At 33.3% G+C, this 18,764-nt stretch carries 15 protein-coding genes and 1 pseudogene; 12 read left to right on the top strand and 4 right to left on the bottom strand.

The features are described from left to right. Window positions 1–260: 260 nt before the first annotated feature. Window positions 261–1,211, top strand: coding sequence for a magnesium transporter CorA family protein (locus tag MKX31_RS13435; RefSeq protein ID WP_340980965.1), 951 nt, complete (start codon window positions 261–263; stop codon window positions 1,209–1,211). A 249-nt stretch (window positions 1,212–1,460) separates the two neighbouring features. Here MKX31_RS13435 and MKX31_RS13430 read toward each other — a convergent pair whose 3' ends face one another. Further along, complete coding sequence (locus tag MKX31_RS13430) at window positions 1,461–1,793, bottom strand: DUF1904 family protein (RefSeq protein ID WP_001120967.1); 333 nt, start codon at window positions 1,791–1,793, stop codon at window positions 1,461–1,463. An 854-nt stretch (window positions 1,794–2,647) separates the two neighbouring features. On the opposite strand from MKX31_RS13430, the pseudogene MKX31_RS13425 reads away from it, so the two are divergent. Then, window positions 2,648–3,475: pseudogene (locus MKX31_RS13425) on the top strand (helix-turn-helix transcriptional regulator). Between the two features lie 293 nt (window positions 3,476–3,768). Next, window positions 3,769–4,008 (top strand): cupin domain-containing protein, encoded by a 240-nt coding sequence (locus tag MKX31_RS13420; protein WP_000997182.1) that lies wholly within the window; start codon window positions 3,769–3,771, stop codon window positions 4,006–4,008. Window positions 4,009–4,226: 218 nt separating this feature from the next. Here MKX31_RS13420 and MKX31_RS13415 read toward each other — a convergent pair whose 3' ends face one another. Further along, entirely contained in the window at window positions 4,227–4,382 is a 156-nt protein-coding gene (locus tag MKX31_RS13415; protein ID WP_154131981.1) for a hypothetical protein, read from the bottom strand. Between the two features lie 866 nt (window positions 4,383–5,248). On the opposite strand from MKX31_RS13415, the gene MKX31_RS13410 reads away from it, so the two are divergent. The 6 genes from MKX31_RS13410 (at window position 5,249) to MKX31_RS13385 (ending at window position 11,493) form a co-directional block, all read left to right on the top strand. Further along, window positions 5,249–6,478, top strand: a complete 1,230-nt coding sequence (locus MKX31_RS13410; protein ID WP_064475975.1) for an aminopeptidase — start codon at window positions 5,249–5,251, stop codon at window positions 6,476–6,478. A 141-nt stretch (window positions 6,479–6,619) separates the two neighbouring features. After that, window positions 6,620–7,993, top strand: a complete 1,374-nt coding sequence (locus tag MKX31_RS13405) for an alpha/beta hydrolase family protein (RefSeq protein ID WP_064475738.1) — start codon at window positions 6,620–6,622, stop codon at window positions 7,991–7,993. 479 nt (window positions 7,994–8,472) lie between these two features. Beyond that, window positions 8,473–9,057 carry a TetR/AcrR family transcriptional regulator gene (locus tag MKX31_RS13400; RefSeq protein ID WP_064475737.1) on the top strand — a complete coding sequence of 195 codons (585 nt, stop codon included), beginning with the start codon at window positions 8,473–8,475 and terminating at the stop codon, window positions 9,055–9,057. 62 nt (window positions 9,058–9,119) lie between these two features. Next, complete coding sequence (locus tag MKX31_RS13395) at window positions 9,120–9,731, top strand: GNAT family N-acetyltransferase (protein WP_088046831.1); 612 nt, start codon at window positions 9,120–9,122, stop codon at window positions 9,729–9,731. Window positions 9,732–9,785: 54 nt separating this feature from the next. Beyond that, window positions 9,786–10,118, top strand: coding sequence for a LysR substrate-binding domain-containing protein (locus MKX31_RS13390; RefSeq protein WP_081257282.1), 333 nt, complete (start codon window positions 9,786–9,788; stop codon window positions 10,116–10,118). A 541-nt stretch (window positions 10,119–10,659) separates the two neighbouring features. After that, window positions 10,660–11,493 carry a MerR family transcriptional regulator gene (locus MKX31_RS13385; RefSeq protein ID WP_088046830.1) on the top strand — a complete coding sequence of 278 codons (834 nt, stop codon included), beginning with the start codon at window positions 10,660–10,662 and terminating at the stop codon, window positions 11,491–11,493. 305 nt (window positions 11,494–11,798) lie between these two features. On the opposite strand, the gene MKX31_RS13380 is transcribed toward MKX31_RS13385, so the two are convergent. Beyond that, window positions 11,799–13,292: a peptide MFS transporter gene (locus MKX31_RS13380; protein ID WP_064475734.1), complete on the bottom strand. Its 1,494-nt coding sequence runs from the start codon at window positions 13,290–13,292 to the stop codon at window positions 11,799–11,801. 226 nt (window positions 13,293–13,518) lie between these two features. On the opposite strand from MKX31_RS13380, the gene MKX31_RS13375 reads away from it, so the two are divergent. Beyond that, the gene (locus MKX31_RS13375; protein WP_088048294.1) at window positions 13,519–14,505 is read left to right on the top strand and encodes a DUF4046 domain-containing protein; all 987 of its coding nucleotides are present in this window, start codon (window positions 13,519–13,521) and stop codon (window positions 14,503–14,505) included. Between the two features lie 201 nt (window positions 14,506–14,706). Here the strand turns inward: MKX31_RS13375 and pdxR are convergent, their stop codons facing one another. Continuing rightward, the gene (pdxR, locus tag MKX31_RS13370; RefSeq protein WP_088048295.1) at window positions 14,707–16,098 is read right to left on the bottom strand and encodes a MocR-like pyridoxine biosynthesis transcription factor PdxR; all 1,392 of its coding nucleotides are present in this window, start codon (window positions 16,096–16,098) and stop codon (window positions 14,707–14,709) included. Between the two features lie 109 nt (window positions 16,099–16,207). Here pdxR and MKX31_RS13365 point away from each other — a divergent pair, with 109 nt between their 5' ends. Both MKX31_RS13365 and MKX31_RS13360 read left to right on the top strand, forming a co-directional pair. Next, window positions 16,208–17,113: a DMT family transporter gene (locus MKX31_RS13365; RefSeq protein WP_064475731.1), complete on the top strand. Its 906-nt coding sequence runs from the start codon at window positions 16,208–16,210 to the stop codon at window positions 17,111–17,113. An 864-nt stretch (window positions 17,114–17,977) separates the two neighbouring features. Then, the gene (locus MKX31_RS13360; RefSeq protein ID WP_088048296.1) at window positions 17,978–18,742 is read left to right on the top strand and encodes an SDR family oxidoreductase; all 765 of its coding nucleotides are present in this window, start codon (window positions 17,978–17,980) and stop codon (window positions 18,740–18,742) included. Window positions 18,743–18,764 lie beyond the last annotated feature (22 nt).

Below are 18,764 nucleotides of genomic sequence, written 5' to 3'. Positions count from 1 at the left end.
GCCAAATTATGTGGCTTCTTTTCCACATATAAATAAGAAAAGATAAAAAGTGCTTGTATAGAGGAAATGTTTAAAATTTAGAATACAAATAACTAATATATAGGGGGTCTTCCTTGTAACAGAATAAGACCTCCTATATATTAGTTTGTAATTTAGATGATCTAAAAAATTTTCCTCGAAGACATGAATACCTACATACAAATTTCATATTACGGATATTATTCGATCAAACATAAAACTATTCAGAAAGGAAGAATAATATGGAATGCATAAAAATGCCGAAATGGAATTGGTATCATGTGAAAACTAGTGAGCTTGAAAAACTTTCTTCTATAATCCCTCGTGATGTAACATCTTATTTCTCTCAATTTGTAAAGAAAATAAGTTCTCCTTGTGAAAATGGATTATATGTTTATACGTTATCACCAAGTCAAACTTGTGTATATGGTTCGTTTTTATATGATCAAGATAAAAAGGACGCCAAAATTCAAAAATTTCTTCATTATTTCGTAGCTCATGGAATATTGATAACAGTCCAGGAAAAAGAGGAAGAGGATTTCCAAAAGTTAATACATAATTTCCCTATGGGTACAAAAAATTGTAATAGTTCCGCTGAAGGATTATGTGCCATCTTATCAATGTTTATATCTCACTATTTGCGAGAGGTTGACTATTTTGAAAACCATTTTAGAAATGTATTATGGGATTTTTATCATCATAATAACATAGCAGTTTTAGAAAAAATTTATCATATTCGTCATGAATTATTTATGAACACACATGTGTTTCGTTTAATACAAGAGGTATTACAAGGCTTGGAGGAAGCTTGGTTAGAAAATATAACAAAAACTCTTTGTTATAAACAAACACACTTGAAATTAGAGCGTGGATTACAACTTGTTAAAGAGTATCAAGAAGAATTAGACACGATGATTCATTTACAAGAAGTGGTTTCTTCTCATCGTGGGAATGAAATTATGAAAGCTCTTACTGTATTAACTGCTGTGAGTACGCCTTTGACAGCCTTAGGAGCATTGTGGGGTATGAATTTTAAATACATGCCTGAACTAGAATGGAAATATAGCTATTTAATCGCTCTCTTATTTATTATTTTCACAACAGGGGGTATGTATTTATATATGAAAGTCAAAGGATGGACAGGTGATTTATTACGAGTAAAGAAAAAGAAATCTTTTTTTAAATCTAATTAGTCCTGTTTTTAAAAAATATGATAGATATTAACCTAGATATATGGTTAGTAATATTTATTAATTGGGGTAGTGCCATATATCCACCAAGCTAATATTTTGATGTCCACCAAAACAAAAATTTTATCTCTTCACAGATAGTTGTCTATGAGAATTGAGGTCATTATTTTGTTTTTGGATATTTGCTTTTCTTAGCTTGATGGCAATGTGGTTCTACCTCTTATAAATGTTACAAAAATCCTTCAAATAGCTCTAACTTGCACAATGCTTCCCGTTAATATAATACGCTGATTCTGTGAAAACCGTAAATACAACCTCTACTTCTGGAAGTCCAAAATCCATTACATATGTAGTAATGGCCTTGGCAAATCGATCACGAATTTCCTGTCCACGCTCGAACCATTTCACTTCAATAAGAGGAAACGCTTCTATTTCTTCTCCATTGAATACAAACGTAGAACTTGGTAGTTCCAACGTAAAATTATCCGTACCACACTCACAGATCTCTGCGAGCTCTTCTACTAATGGCTTGCTTATGCGTTTTAATTGTTCAGTAGTAATTCCACGAAACACAACATGCGGCATGTAAATCCCTCCGTTAGATAGCTTTATATTTGCTCACATCATAACACAATTTATTTTGCTGTACTAACATCTATTGGTACATTTCAATGACATTCTTAAGAATAATCATATGTTATTGAAACAATACATGTATTGTAACTATTTAAAATATTTGAGAGCTCGGTAATTGGGTAAATAAAAAAAGCCTTATCATTCTCCCTGTAAGGAGGCATGAGGGGAGGCCTCTATTAGGAAAGGGATGGTACGCTTATATATTTTAAAAAGAAAAGACACCCTAAGATGCCTTCCTCCGACTTGATAACCACTTTAATTTTAATAACATTGGATTCCCATCCGAATACTATTTTACCACGTTAAGTAATGTTGGTCATTGAGAAAGTCAAATACGTAGCGTTCATATATAGTGACCTCTAGGAGTATACAAGATTTAATACAGTTTTTTTATTGATCCAACAACAAAAAAGAACCATAAAACCGTGCCAGGATAGGAATGTATAAAAAATGCATAGATCGATAGAAAAAGAAAGGAGGTTCCCTTGTAAGGGGAAGATTCCTCCTTGTCCTTACTACTGATAATAGGACATTATGTCGACTCGATATGAATAGAATATACACTCACAGATCATAACAAATTATTCTTACGAATGGTATAATTAGGAGAAGAAGGTTGAATTTCTAACTTTCAATAAAGCTGCTTAACTGTAGACTAAATAAATGAAAAACAATATATTTATAGGTTAGTAACCAGATCTTGTTAAGTCGTATGTCCTATTTTTAGTTTAGCGTTGCCCAGAATGTACACCAATTAATCTCGCGAATTACAAGAAAACTATTATTGAAATGAGGCGTGCATTGTGAAGTTGGACGTGAATGAGTTAGCAGAGTATCTTGCCAATACTCCTTTCCGAGTAGAAGGAGTATATCGTTATGCTAAAAATCCAGGTGTGCCTTATGCTGAGTCTACAGATTATTTCCCCGGATTTGTATTTCCGCTTAAAGGGAAGACGCAATTTCAATTTAATGGTACGCCGTATACCCTTTCCCCAGGAAAAGTTATACATGGGGGTGCAAAAATGACATTAGCCCATAAAATGCTTGGTGAAATAAACTGGGAATATATTCTTGTTTTATATCGGATAAGCAATTCAGAACGAGAAGACTCTGGCTTTACTCATCAGCATTTTGAATTATTAACAGGACAATCTCCTCGTCTTGTCGAATTACTTATGCGTCTTTGGGATGTGTCTAATCAGCGTGGAGGCATTTCGATGTTTCAGACAGAAATGCTGTTTCGCGAAGCGTTGAATGAAGCTTTATTAAGTGTTGTCAATAGAGAAAACAACCATGAGTCGCATACTTTATTCGAACGAATATCTAGTTACGTTCATAAATGATATTATAAAGATATTACAATACTCGAGCTTACAGAACAAAATAATATTAATCGAAATCGTCTTTCTTACGTGTTTAGAAAGCATGCAGGTATGGGGCCAGCAGAATATTTATTGAACTATCGTATAAAGATGGCTCAAAAAATGTTATGTACAAGTGGTGTGCCTGTACAACAAATTGCGCAGGCTGTTGGAATCGCAGACCCTTTTTATTTTAGTAGAGTTTTCAAGAAGCGAGTTGGCATTTCGCCTACTAAATATCGCGAGAAGTTCATCAATAATCCATACTAATGTCAACAGGGGTCCATTCTTATTTGAAAATCACTGTTCTATACTTATGGAGAGTTAAAGGAAACATTGGATTGAAAGAACTTTCATTGAAATCACTCTTTTGAACTATCTGAATGAAAAGTTCTGGCCTGAGCATTTTCTTTTTAAGCGTAATGACGACTTTTTCACTTAGATTACTGTAATATAGTGGAAGTTAAAAGTGAGGAGGGATTATTATCCATTACCAACCTATTAAACTAAATGACGAGTTATCTAAAATTAACGATTATTGGTATCCACGAGTGATTGGTGAAATGAATGATGATCAAATTCAGCTTTTTAAGGCCAATGGAGATTTTATATGGCATGAGCATCCTAATACGGATAAGCTATTTATCGTGCTTGAAGGGGAGATGTTCATCGATTTTCGTGATGGACAGGTGAAAATTTCTAAGGGCGAGATGTTTATTGTCCCGAGAGGCGTTGAGCATAAACCTTTCACTGAAAAGGAATCCCACATCATGTTGGTAGAGCCTAAAAGGGAAATGGATTGATAATTGTATCTAATGTTTCGTTGGCAGATAAGAAAGTGTAGATAAAATTGAGAAGTTAGGATTTAAATGCTCTATTATGGAATAAAGCATGCATCTTTAATTGATACCCTATTATAGAAATATTATGCAGTAACCTTTTCCTTATTAATTCGCCCGTATTCCTATTCTAATATCTAACATAAAAATACATCACTATTAAATAGTGATGTATTTTTATGTTAGAAAGAATCGTTATACGCAACCGTAACCTTTTGAATCTTCGCATCATTAATTGCAGCTTCTGCTTTTGTTAAACTTAATTCTGGAAAAGACAAAGTTGTTATACCTAAAGTTCCCAAAAGAATAGTACTAGATAAAATTATTTTTTTGAACATTACAAATCCTCCTAATATTGGTATTTTACATACGTTTAAACATTAATATATTATGTTAAATCATTACATATTCAGAATTTGATAAATAAACATCTGATTATTCTTATGATTCAAAAATACCTTTATATAATAAATGAAAAAACAGCTGACTTCTTACATAAAGTAACTAACTGTAGAGAAAGAAAATTTTAGCTTGATGGGCATGGGGTACCGCTCACATTTTAACCAAAATATATGCTAAGCAAATTTTGAAACAAAAAAGCCGATTTTTACTCAGTTAAGAGTACATCGGCTCGTGAATATTTAGCAGTAATTTCGTACTGTGTGCATAAAGATCTTTCCGTTATCGCCCACTTAGATAGAATTCAGTTTCACTTAGTTTTCTACCAATAATTTTTAAAAAAAGTTTAACGGCTTGATAATTAAAGTTAAATGATTTATATTTGTATTGAATGATAGTATTATCTATCAAAAAATGACTTTATACAGAGAAAGGTGTGATTGAAATTGTTAAACGCCTCATTGGTGGAAAGCCTTTAGGTGCAGCAGCATTGAAAAGATTGGGAAGAAATGAGTGAGCTTATACAATAAAGAACGCTATAAATTTAAGTAGTGCTTGATACCCTTGAATTGGATTATTTGGTAAAAACATCGAAACTCATTGAAATATTTTCTCGTCTAGTAACTAAATTAATTTTAAGAGATAACTAATGAATTGAAAAAATCCATTAGTTGTTATCGAGTCTTGATGAAAAACGTAAAAATAGACAAGAGAAAATCCTGAAAAACCTATTCACAAAGTATGGTATGAAGGCAAGCTAGTAAGGGGAATTCAAAAATTATTGGATAAAAGCGAGGTAAATAATATGACTTTTGAAGAAAAATTACAAGCATATGCAGAACTTACGGTGAAAATTGGTGTCAATATTCAACCAGGACAATACTTATTAGTCAATACATCAGTGGATGCATTGGATTTCGTTCGTTTAGTTGTGAAAGAGGCCTATAAGGCTGGGGCAGGGCGTGTTCATGTTAATTTTTCTGATGAGGAAATGGATCGTGCTTACTTTGATTATGCCTCAGATGAGGAATTTAATCGTTTCCCAGAATGGATAGTCAAAATGAATGATGAGCTGATTGAACGTAAAGGCGCACTATTAATAATAGATGCTACAGACCCTGATAAATTTACAGGTATTTCAGCTGGTCGTCTAGCTACCTATCAAAAGGTATCAGGAGCTGCTCTAGGAAACAATCGCAACGCCGTAATGAAGGATTTAATAGCTTGGTCGATGGTAGCAGTTCCTTCATCAAAGTGGGCATCGAAGGTGTTCCCAAATTTAGCAGCTGAGGATCAAGTACCAGCATTATGGGATGCTATTTTTAAAGCTGTTCGTATCGGTGAAGGAAATGCGGTTGAAAAATGGCGTGAACATGTAACAAATTTAGAGTCTCGTGCGGTCATATTAAACAATAAAAAATATGCGATGCTTCACTATACAGCGTCAGGTACTGATTTAACAATTGCATTAGCACCACAGCATAAATGGATTACTGGAGGTGGTAAAACGCCAGATGATACTATCTTTATAGCTAATATGCCGACGGAAGAGGTTTATACGTTACCGATGAAACAAGGTGTAAATGGCTATGTAAGCAATACAAAACCATTAGTTTATCAAGGGAATATTATCGACGGCTTTAAACTGACATTTGAAGAAGGAAAAATTATTAAAGCTGAAGCACAGATAGGACATGATTTATTACAGGAGCTTATTAATGTGGATGAAGGCTCTTGCTATTTAGGTGAGATAGCACTTGTACCACATGAATCGCCAATTTCAGCATCGGGGATTTTATATTTTAATACATTGTTTGATGAAAATGCATCGAACCATTTAGCGATTGGTAAAGCTTATCCAACTTGCTTAGAGGATGGAAGGGATTTAGAAAACGATCAACTCGAAACGTTAGGTGCAAATATTTCAGTAACACATGAGGACTTTATGATTGGCAGCAGTGAGATGGACATCGATGGTATTTTACCAGATGGAACTGTAGAGCCAATTTTCCGTAAAGGTAGCTGGGCATTTTAAGTTTTTAATTTGAAGAAAGGAGTATATGAAACAATTATTAAGGATAATTGGTGCAACTATATAGGCGTTTCATCTGTTTTTGCTCAGATTGAAAATTACCTCTTTAATTAGATGTAAAATGCATTCAAAGGAGATAGGCCAATGAATTTCTGGGAAATCGTTTTGATAGTTGTGAATTTTAGTCTTTTAAGTTGGATACTGTTAGTAGGTAGAGAAACGAAAAAGTGGTCTAAATTAGCTACTTTGCTTGCTGTTGTAATGGTTACAGTTCAGCTATTGGTAGAAGGTTTTAGATGGCAGATGATTCCGGCATATGCATCCCCAGTTATCTTGATTTTATGCTATTTATTAGCTGGGCGGAAAAAGGGCTTTAGAAGCCGGGGTATATTCATAGTTAAAACTTTGTTGTTGTGCATCTATTTGTCTGTAGCAGTTGCACTACCTTTACTTATGCCAGTATTTTCATTTCAAGAACCTACTGGCCCACATAGGGTCGGTACGAAGCTATATCATTGGGTTGATCATCAAAGACATGAACCATATTCGAAAAATCCAACAGATCGACGCGAATTGATGGTGCAAATTTGGTATCCTGCAGCTGAAAAAAGCAAGGGGGATCAAGAACCTTATATTCGTAACATAAATGAACTCTCTAAGGGATTGGAAAAAACATTGTCCATTCCTGCATTTGCATTCAGCCACTTAGAATTGGTAAAATCTCATTCGTTTATGGATTTACAACTCTCAGACTCAGAGAATCAATATCCTATATTACTTTTCTCTCATGGTTTTAATGGTTTTCGTAATCAAAACACGTTTGAAGTTGAGGAGTTGGCTAGTCAAGGCTATATTGTTCTAAGTATCGATCATACCTTTGATACTGCAGCTACCGTCTTTCCAGATGGTCGAGTTGCTTACGTACAGCCCTTCAATTTAACTGATGACGCAGGGGATAGCCACATAAAATTATGGGAGGAAGATGTCACCTTTGTGCTTAATCAGATAGAGAAACTTAACCAAAACGATGAGACCGGCTTCTTTACAGGAAGGCTTGATACCTCGCGAATTGGAATGTTTGGGCACTCTTACGGTGGAGCTACCGCAGCACAAATACTTGCAAAAGATTCTCGTGTCAAAGCAGCTATCAATATGGATGGCGCTTTGTATGGCGAAATTTTACCTGAAAGTGGGATTGGAAAACCATTTCTGCTCATGAGTGCCGTAGAGCCTGATGAGGCAGATCCCGATAAAGTGACGGAGCGATATGGGCGTGGGTTAGCTGGCGGTGGTATGTCAATGGTCATTCCTCATACAGATCATACAAGCTTCACTGATTTACATTTGTTCTCCCCACTGTTGCAGAGCCCAGGTGAAAATCCAAAGGAAGTTCATCGTATTATCAACGAATTCAGCCTGGCATTTTTTGACCAGTATGTCAAACAGAAGGATGATGGCTCAACCCTTAAAAGGCTGATGACCAAATACCCGGAAGTGAATTTTAAAGTAAACCGATAACTTTATGCAGAAAGTACCTTCATTATAAAATATTCAGTAATTAAATGAAGTGCAAATAGATTTAATATAAGTAGAAAAATTAATGTAATTATTAATTCTTCATGAAAAAATGCTGGAAAAATTAGCGAGAAGGATAACTGTATTAGTGAAAAAATAAAATATCACAAGGGAACATCGTGATAAATAGCTTAAGAAACCCAGCTAATGTGATCATTTTCTCTACTAAGAAAGCGACTCGTACCATTTCCTTTGGCTTTTGTATTTATTACATCAAAAAATTAATTTCTTCATCGGCATCTAAATAATGAAATGCTAAAAATGAAACATTCAAAGTACTATCAGTTTCAGTAATATAATTCTTTTGGAAAGCTACATTCAGCAGCTGGACACTTTGTTTGAGATTGTTTATCATAATATCAAATGATATATTTATCTATCAAAAAATGACGACTTTATATATAAAAAGGGAGAGATTGACGATGAAGAAAGACTTATCAACGTTAAAGGAAGCGAGATTTAACGCAATTCTTGATTCGGCTACTATATTGCTTGTTGAAAATCCTACTGCTTCGATGAATGAAATTGCGGAATATGCGGGAATTGGCATTGCTACACTCCATCGCTACGTCGAAAGCAGAGAGAGATTGATGCTATTCTTGGGCCATCGAGCTATACAATTGGTAAGTGATACCGTAAACCAGATTCCACTGGATGAGGATAGAAGCGAGAACTATATTCCAGAACTCATTGAATCGTTAATCCCTTTAGGTGACAAAATCTATTTTCTAGGTCATGATGCATCTGTATTTAACAATAAAGAATTAGGTGAAGCCGAAGAGAAGCTGAGGGAACCCTTACGACGCGTTATTGAGCTGTTACAACAAAAAGGTTACTTTCAGCAAACAGTTAGCAGCGAATGGATTTTGAATACGCTTTATGCTCTGCTTTTCCATACTTGGGAACAGGTACATGAAGGAAATGTGGCTAAAAAATCTGCTGCAGAGCTTGTTTTAAATACATTTTATTATGGTTTCAAAGCTAAGGATGAGTCGAGAGGGAAGTGAAATGATACAAATCCATGATAATTAACATCAATAATATAGAAAGCGAAAAGGAGTACTGGGAAATGAATAAAATATCTATTGTAAAGGCTGTTCATCAATCTATGGTCGGTGCCCAGCTAAATGTAATGGCATTGGAATACATGGCATTTGCACTTGCAGGATCTGAGGAGAAGAACACAGTCGAAGGGACTTTTTGTAAGCTATGGTGGCAGGGGAACAACCGTTTTAGTCATCAATACGCTTATGAAGCTCAAATGGACGGGAAAACTTTAGGGATGATTACTTGCTATCCCGTACCCGTTTTAAATCGTCTTGCCTGGCCCACTTTTAAACAGCTGCTTTCATTCCGAAAGTTGGATTTTGTTGTTTATAACATTCGGAATATCAAAATGCTTTATTCCATGATTACCTTGAAGGAGGGAGAAGATGACGAGTTTCACATCGGAACAATCGCTTTATTGCCCGAAAGTCGTGGACTGGGGATAGGTACCAGACTACTTGAGTTTGCCGAGGAACAGGCTTCCCTGCAAGGCTTTTCCAAATGCTCTCTGACGGTAAAGAAAGAGAACCAACTTGCTATTAAATTGTATCAGAGGTTAGGCTACCAGATTACAAGTGAAATTAATAAACCAAAGTTATCGTTGTACAGAATGGTCAAAAACGTAGGACGTTAAAACCTTTTATAAAAAAGTTTTAACGTATTAGGATAGTACCAGGGGTACCGCCACATCACTATTAAGCTAAGCTCATTCAATGTTAATTATAGTAGAGGCTGTTTCTTTCGAAATAGAGTAGATAAGTGGTTAAAAGAAGCAGGCATTTATCCAAAGCGAGTGATAGAATTCGGTACAATTGAAGCGATTAATGGTTGTGTGAAGGCTAGAATGGGCATTGCTGTCATGGTCAAATCAATTTTGAAAGACCATGAGCAATCTTTAACCATGACTGATTTACCTGAGAAATATTCTAAAGTACCAACTTATTATATTATGAGAAAAGATGTATTTTTTTCTGCTGCTTTACAGAGATTTGTTGAGATGATAAAAGAAAAAACTGTGTAACCTAATTTTGATTATTGAAGATCGTTTTAGTGCGGCATAAAATGTAGAACCCCACATCCATCAACTTAAAAAGTTTTTTACGACCCCAAATAAGATTTTTGTACATTTTTACCCAGAAATATCAATTTTACTGTTTTTGAGGTGTTTTTTTCACTAGCTTGATAGCGATGTGGCAGGACCCCATCACTATCAAGCTAAGATTAAATAAAAATCAATTAAACTAGACCTTTTTTCTGTTTTCTAAAAATTTAATATTAATTATTTGAAAATTCTTACTATAAATTTAAAAATAGAAACAATCTCACCTGAAATTAAACGTATATAACCTTATGTTGATGGGCATAGGGTCCCACCAACATAACGCGAATTTCGTACGCTAAGGATTTTCTAAGTTGAAAAACTTAAGTTTACCGCGAGTTAGGAGGGTTCCTTAAACGACCATTTTTGGTGTGAAAAGAATTTCTTTTTATTTATTGACTATGAAGTAACCACATAGTTTATAGTATAAATATTATTCCTTAATAGGAGGCAATATAATTAGATGGATAGCTATAAGTTAACTAAAAGTGATGTAATTAAGATTTTTAATACAACGAAAGAAACACTTCGATTCTATGAAGAAAAAGGATTAGTTCAGCCAAAGGTAGGTAAAAATAAGTATAGGCTTTATGGAAATGAAGAACTACAGAGAATTAGCCAAATCTTCTTTTGTAAAGATATAGGTTTTTCAATTGAAGAAATTGATTTAGTAATAAATAAGAGAGAAATAATAAACAATATAAATATCTTACAGAACAAAAAAGATGAAATTGAAACTGAAATTTATCGATATATGGAAATGCAAAAGAAAATTACTAGGATCCTCGATCTCCTACAAAATAGAAGTAAAAACTTCAATGAAATTCAGAGTGTCTATTTTGAGGAAAGAAAATATTATCACATCAAAGGAGAAAATTTTAATAGTGTAAAATCCTTTTTTGATAAATTCCGTTCTATTTTTAAGCAAGGTGAATTTTTTCAAGAACAATTTATAACAATGTGTCCTATTAAGAATTTATTCAATGATGATCTGGGACTATCAGTTTATTATCCTGTTTTGAATGATACAGAGATAGAGCATGTTGATATTCTTAGTATACCTGCAGGTAATTATCTTTGTGTTGATTACGTATGTACAGAAGAGCATATCGATGAAGTACGACATCAAATATATACAAATATTACAGACTATATAGAGAGAAATGGTTTACAGTTTAGATCATGTAATGTAATTGAATCAGATTTACATGAATTGAATCTGTTTTATTCAGAAGGACAGATAATTATGAATATGCAGATTCCTGTTGAAGAAAAATCAAAACACCAAAAGAAGTAAGCATTTATATATTCAACACTATTTACAAGGAAGGCGTAAAAATCGGCTCAGTAAAAAATGTCCGCATTTTACAAACTATAATCGACGATTAAATACAAAAATACATTGCTAGTAGAATATAAAGCATGAAAAGCACACATTTCGATAGGACGGAGCACTGAAAAGTGGAATTAATTTTACATTATGCGGGGGTTAATTTAAACGATAAATATTTTGGAATGTTACATATAGAAAAATCTAAATAGTCATTCAAAAAAACTGTGCATAAAAACCCGCATTATAACAAGTTTTTAGCACAGTTTTTTTTATTTTATGCCTTTCATTAAAACTTGAATCTTTGGGGCCATAAAATATAAAATTACACTTAAAATGATTGAAAGGCCACCAATTGCACCGAAATAAATAATTTCTGTTTCAGGATTATATAATCGAACTATTTGAGCATTTATAGCTTGTGCAGCTGCACTAGTTAAGAACCACAGACTCATTGTTTGAGCAGAGAAGGCAGCTGGTGCTAATTTGGTTGTAATTGATAGACCTACAGGTGATAAACAAAGTTCCCCGATTACTACTAATAGGAAGCTAATCGCTAACCACATAGGGCTTACAAGGGATTCTGTACCATGGATATATGCAGGGATAATCATAACTAAGAAGGATAAACCAGCAAATAGTAAACCAATAGCAAATTTATTAGCCGTACTTGGTTGACGTGAATTAAGCTTTATCCATAACCAAGCAAATACTGGTGCTAACAAAACAATATAAATTGGGTTTAATGATTGAAACCATGAAGATTGAAGTTCAATCCCGGCCAATTTTAATTGAGTACGCTGATCAGCATAAGAAGCTAAAATGATAGCTCCTTGTTCTTGAATGGCCCAAAACATTGTAGCAGCTATAAATAATGGTATGTAAGCAATTAAACGAGACTTTTCAATTTTTGTAGTTTTCGGGCTACGATACATAAAAATAAAGTAACCAGTTGGAATGAGAATACCTAAGATACTTACTAATAAAGTGAATCTATTAATAGTTAAAATACCTGTTGGTATCGTTAAAATACAAAATAGTACTATAGCTATTGTACCAATACTAAACTGTATAATAACTTTTTTTCTTTCGATGTCTGTTAAAGGATTTGGTACTTGTGTTCCTGCTAAACCAAGATTTTTCTTTTTTGTAAGAACGAAAATAATTAAGCCTAATAGCATACCAATTGCAGCAACACCAAAACCTAGGTGGAAGTTATACTTTTGACCAAGTGTCCCTATAATAAAAGGAGATAAAAGAGCTCCTAAATTAATACCCATATAGAAAATACTGAAACCTGAGTCACGTCGAGTATCTGTTTCACTATATAAATCACCAACAATGCTAGATACATTAGGTTTTAATAAACCTGTACCAAGTACTAAAAACACCATAGATATGAATAAAGTACTTATAGTCCCTGGTAGTGCTAAAATCAGGTGACCTATCATAATTAAAACTCCACCCCAAAAAATCGTTCTACTTGAACCTAATAGACGATCTGCAATCCAGCCACCAATAATGCCAGACATGTAAACGAGAGATCCATAGATGGCCATAATTGACGCTGCGGTCGCATGATCCATCCCTAAACCACCTTGTGAGATTGAATAATACATATAGTAAAGTAATATTGCTCTCATCCCATAGTAAGAGAATCGCTCCCAAAACTCTGTAAAGAATAGGGTAAACAGCCCCTTAGGGTGTCCGAAAAAACCGCTTTGCGGAACAGTACGAATAATATCACTTTTACTAAGCTTCTCCATACGAATGCACTCCTTATATTTAAATATAACAATACTAAATTAGTATAAACTAATAATTAGAAAATTAAAATAAAAATTTACTTATTTAATTATTAGAATTTTTACAAAAAACAAATTTTGTGTTGATTTTAATTTGGGTTTTAATTATATTATTTAATATAGATATATTGATTGAAAATGATGATAGTGTATAAATATTAATACAAAATGTAGGAGGATTTATATATTGTTAATGAAAGAAGTTGCTATAGAAGATATTTATCAGGAAATATTAGATGGAAAAAGAAATAAATTCCCTCCAAATACATGGAAAGAAGATAAAGATAATAAAATGGCGCGGAGGGTAATAACATATTTGCTTTACAGTATTTTAAAATGGAATAAGGAAGACATAAGAATAAAATGGAACACTAAATTACTTGTAAAGTATAGGCTACGAGGATTACTCAAACATAGGTATGAAAATAGCCCGTTTAAAGCAATTAATGATTTGTATCCAAATCAGTTCAAAGAATGGGAATTTGGTATGACTCCTTTAAATTTTTGGACTAAAGAAAAAGCATTAACAATTTTGAAATGGATTATTGAGGAAAAAGAGGGCCTTTCACAAGAAAAGATTTTAGGAGTATACGGGAAAAAATGGTTGAAACAAAATAAGCTTAGTGCACCTCTGGCTATGTATTGGAATAGTAGCCCGTATGCAATGATTAATGATCTTTATCCAAGGCGTTTTAAAGAATGGGAATTTGGTATGACTCCTAATAACTTCTGGACTAAAGAAAAAGCATTAGAAGCATTGAAATGGACCATTGAAGAAAAAGAGAGATTAACTCCTAAACAATTGCTTGATATATACAATATAAAGTGGTTAAAAACCCATGGATTAGCATCAGTATGTCAAATGTTTTGGGGGAATAGTCCGTTCAGAATGATTAATGATTTGTATAGAGACCGTTTTAAAGAATGGGAATTTAAAGTTACTCCTGTTGGATATTGGTCTAAACGTAAAGCATTAGAGGCGTTAAGGTGGACTATTGAAGAAAAAGAAAAATTGGATGAAAAACAGCTATTAAAAGTATTTAATCAAAAATGGCTAATAAAACAAAAATTATGGACACCGTTAAAACGCTATTGGAAAGGAAGTCCATATGAAATGCTTATTGCTCTATATCCTAATCGTTTCTCAAAAAATATGTTAAAAGGATATATTTAAAAGTAATGTTTAAATTCATAATAATTGAGAAAGTTTATGATATAACATTCGGTTATTAATTTGGAGGAAGACACCTTAAAGGTGTCTTTTTTATATATATAAAAGTAAAATATCACTTTGTGTAAAAATTTCAAAATACTAGAGGGATTTCTATTCGTAATTAAATAAAATCATTCATTAATTGTTCTATCTCTTTTCCTATTAGAACCAAATTTTTGCTAATTGAGATACTCCTTTTATTATCTCTTCCTCAGATAAATTACCAAATCCAAGTTGAATATGCGGATATTCTGGTGAATATTCTGAGAAATATTTTGAACAAGGATATACTATAATGCCGTGATTATGTGCTCTTTCAATTAGCATTTTTTCACTCATTTTTGTTTTCACTTCAATAATAACGAAAATACCGGAGCTACCACCTTTAATCTTGACATATTCCTTAAAGTGCTTTGATAATTCCTTATTTAATAGATTCATTTTACGTTTATACAAAGCTTTCATCTTTCTTAAGTGCGAGTACCAATATCCTTCATCCATAAAAGTTGCCAATGTTTGCTGATGAATAGATGAGGATGTTTGTTCAAGTAAAGGGAGTATCTTTTTATATTCATTAATTAGCCGCTTAGGCAAAACCATATAACTGACACGGACAGAGGGGAGGAGTGCCTTTGAAAAAGTTCCTAAATAAACCACCCTATCATTAGAATCCAAACTTTGAAGAGACGGTATAGGTTGATGGATATATCGAAATTCACTATCATAATCATCCTCGATAATATAGCCTTCCATCTTTTTGGCCCATTCAATTAACTTTAGTCTTTCATTGACAGGGATAGTCACCCCATACGGAAAGTGATGAGTAGGAGTCACATATAAAAGTCTAGAAGGCGATTTTAAAAGTAGATCGACTTGGATACCTCGTTCTTTTACAGGAATTGGATCAATAATAAATGATTGAAGAAAAAAAAGTTCCCTTGCCATGTTATATCCAGGGTCTTCTACGGCCAGATAATTATAGTCTTGCTTTAACATCAGTGACAAAAGTAATAACAAATGTTGTGTGCTACTACCAATAATAATTTGTTCTGTAGAAGTATTAACTCCTCTTGATTGAAATAAGTAATCTGCTAGTGCTTTCCTTAATTTAATGTCGCCTTGCTTTTCTCCGTATGAAAACATGCTAGAGTCTTTAATAATTTTGTTAGTAATCATTCTCCATTTTTTCAAAGGGAAGTTTTCTTGATCCACTGTCCCAATCTTAAAATCAATAGTTTTCATGGCAGTATGCTTTGTTTCATGATGCGGTTCTCTGATAGGTTGAAAATTTAGTGTTTCATCCGATATAATAGCCTCTACAAAAAATCCTTTTTTGTTCTCACTTCGAATATATCCTTCTGATTGTAATTGTTCATAGGCAACCTGAGTTGTGTTTCTGCTGACCTCTAATTGGATAGCAAGTTGTCTAATTGATGGCAACTTTTTACCTTTTTCTAATTTTCCAGATAAAATCTGAGTTCGTATATATTGATAAACTTGTTGATACATAGGATTTTCACTTTTTCGATTTATATTAAATATTAGTTCCTTCATTATTGGAACACCTCATCTGTCATTTGTATTTATTGTAAACTGTCCCTTTTAGAAATGACAGTATAAATAAATAATGAATTCATACAAAATTTAATCTAGGAGAAAGTTTATGACAATATTTATGTACATATTTTGTTTGATTGTATGGGGAATCAACTTTATTGCGGTAAAAATTCAAGGAACTCCTGTCAGCTTAGAACTATCCTTAACTTATCGTTTGGTTATGACAGCTTTTTTATTTTTGATTCTTATTTGGTTCCTTCGCCCAAGAGGGATGCCAACAAAAAAAGATATTCCATTTATAATGATTTTTGGTGTATGTAACTTTGCATTAAGCTATTTATGCCTTTATTACGCTACAATTTTAAGTTCTGCGGCAATTGTAACGTTAATTTTTTCATTAAAGGTGATTTTGACCCCAATCGCTCTTCGAATTTTTTTAAAAGAAAAGTTACATTCACGCGTTTTGGTTGGAGGAATTTTAGGTGTATTAGGAGTATGCATTCTCATCTATCCGAATTTAAATAATTTTCAAGGTTTTAATGATATAAAAGGAATTATGGTCGCAATCTTAGGTACGCTTCTTACAGCAATAGGTGATGCGAGCTCGGCACGAAATGCAAAACACAAGGTGAATCCTATCTATGCAAATACAATTGGATTTACAGTAGGTAGTATATTGATGGGGGGAATTGTATTATTTCAAGGGGAAAAATTTACGTTTCCCACATCGTTTTCATATGTATGTATGTTGCTATATTTAACTCTGTTTGCTTCTTTTGTAGCATGGTTATTCTATTTGAAGCTTGTAGAAAAAATCGGAGGAGCTCGAAGTGGGTATATGGTGGCGCTATTCCCTGTAATTGGAGGAATAGCTTCCGTTTTAATCGGTGAGTCAGATCCATCCCCGTATTTGTTTGTTGGTTGTTTTTCTAGCTGTATTGGAGCTGCTATTGCATTAGGGTTTAGAACTCAAAAGCAAGATCCGAAATTAACACTAAAAAGGGTTAATTAAGAAAGGAATAAGTATAATGGATTTGAAAATAGAGCCCATATACTTTTTGTTTTTTATGTATGAATTGTGTACGTTCTTTTGAAAAAAAGACATTATAAGACGATCCAAAAATGGGCAGATAGGGATTTGTTTTTTCAAATCTAAAGAAATTATGTATCAGCTTTTTGCAAATATAGCATATTATCCGTTTGATTTAATATATATTATTTCATACTCTTTTTTTAAACTTTTATTTTTAAAAAAATTTTAGATTGAGTGGATACATAATAGTGGAGATAAAATTCAGGGAGCGTACAAGAAGTAAATACGTTTGTTAATCGAAAAAGCCCTACAGAGGACGTAGGGCAAGTCTAAGGGTATTCAAGAATTGTCGATTCTAAAAGTAAAGGACTTCTTGGAATATAATAAGTCTAACATATAATTCGTTAAAACCCTATATAATAATGTTGCAGAAATGTGAATTGTTGATTCTAAAGTACCGGCATTTAAAGCTGAAAAAAATTAAGAGAAGCGGTGAAATAATTATACATAGTAAAAAAGGATTTGATATTCATATCAGATCCTTTTTTCATTATTGGTTTTGTATAATTGCTCATCGAGGCTACTTAACAAAGGTTTAGAAACTAGATATTTTTCAGGTACTACAATCTAAAAATAATACTTTTCTTTGTTGGTGGTATTCACTTTTCCTAGCTTAACGGATATGGGTGCACTATAGCATAAAAAGAAAATTAGCTGTTTAGTATTAAATAAAATTAGTATCAATACAATCTTGGTCCTTTAAGGAAACCAAATTAGAGAGCAACATTTCAAAGAGTATCCTGTGATATAACTAAGTAGAATTTTAAACAAGGGGATGATGAGATGAATAAATTGAAGGGGAAAGTTGCATTAGTAACAGGGGCTAGTAGGGGAATAGGACGAAGTATTGCCTTACATTTGGCACAGGCTGGTGCGTTAGTTGTAGTTCACTATAGTAAAAGAAAAGAAGAAGCAGAAAGTATAGTGGATAAAATTAAACAAGATGGCGGTGCCGCATTTGCAATCAGTGCAGATTTAAGTACTTTTAACGGCATTAATAACTTGTATTTAATGATGGATCAATCTCTTCAAAAACATATAGGTAATACTACATTTGATATTCTTGTAAACAATGCTGGAATTGGGCAGATTTTAACGTTAGAGGAATCTACAGAGGAGTCTTTTGATGAGGTTATGAATATTAATGTGAAGGCTCCATTTTTCATTATTCAAAAGGCTTTGCCACGTTTAAAAGATGGAGGAAGGATTATCAATATTTCATCATTTGTTACACGAGTAGCCACCCCAAGTGTTTTTGCCTACAGTATATCTAAGGGGGCAATTAATACACTCACTCATACTTTAGCACAACAACTTGGTGCTCGTGGTATTACAGTAAATGCAATTCTCCCGGGTATAATTAATACAGAAATGAACGCTGAGACATTGAGGAATAAAGATGGCCAAAAATATGCTGTAGGTTTATCGACTTTTAATAGGTGGGGAGAACCTAATGATATAGCTGATATTGTAGGTTTTCTTTCTTCATCAGACAGCCGTTGGATAACTGGTGAGTTAATCGATGCAAGTGGTGGATCTTGCTTATAATGCTAGAAGAAAAGCCGGCTTA

It is taken from the genome of Bacillus sp. FSL M8-0063 (assembly GCF_038005545.1).
Lineage (GTDB): Bacteria > Bacillota > Bacilli > Bacillales > Bacillaceae_G > Bacillus_A > Bacillus_A wiedmannii.
The sequence above is the reverse complement of the archived record's forward strand: the minus strand, read 5'-3'. Positions and strand labels throughout refer to the sequence as shown.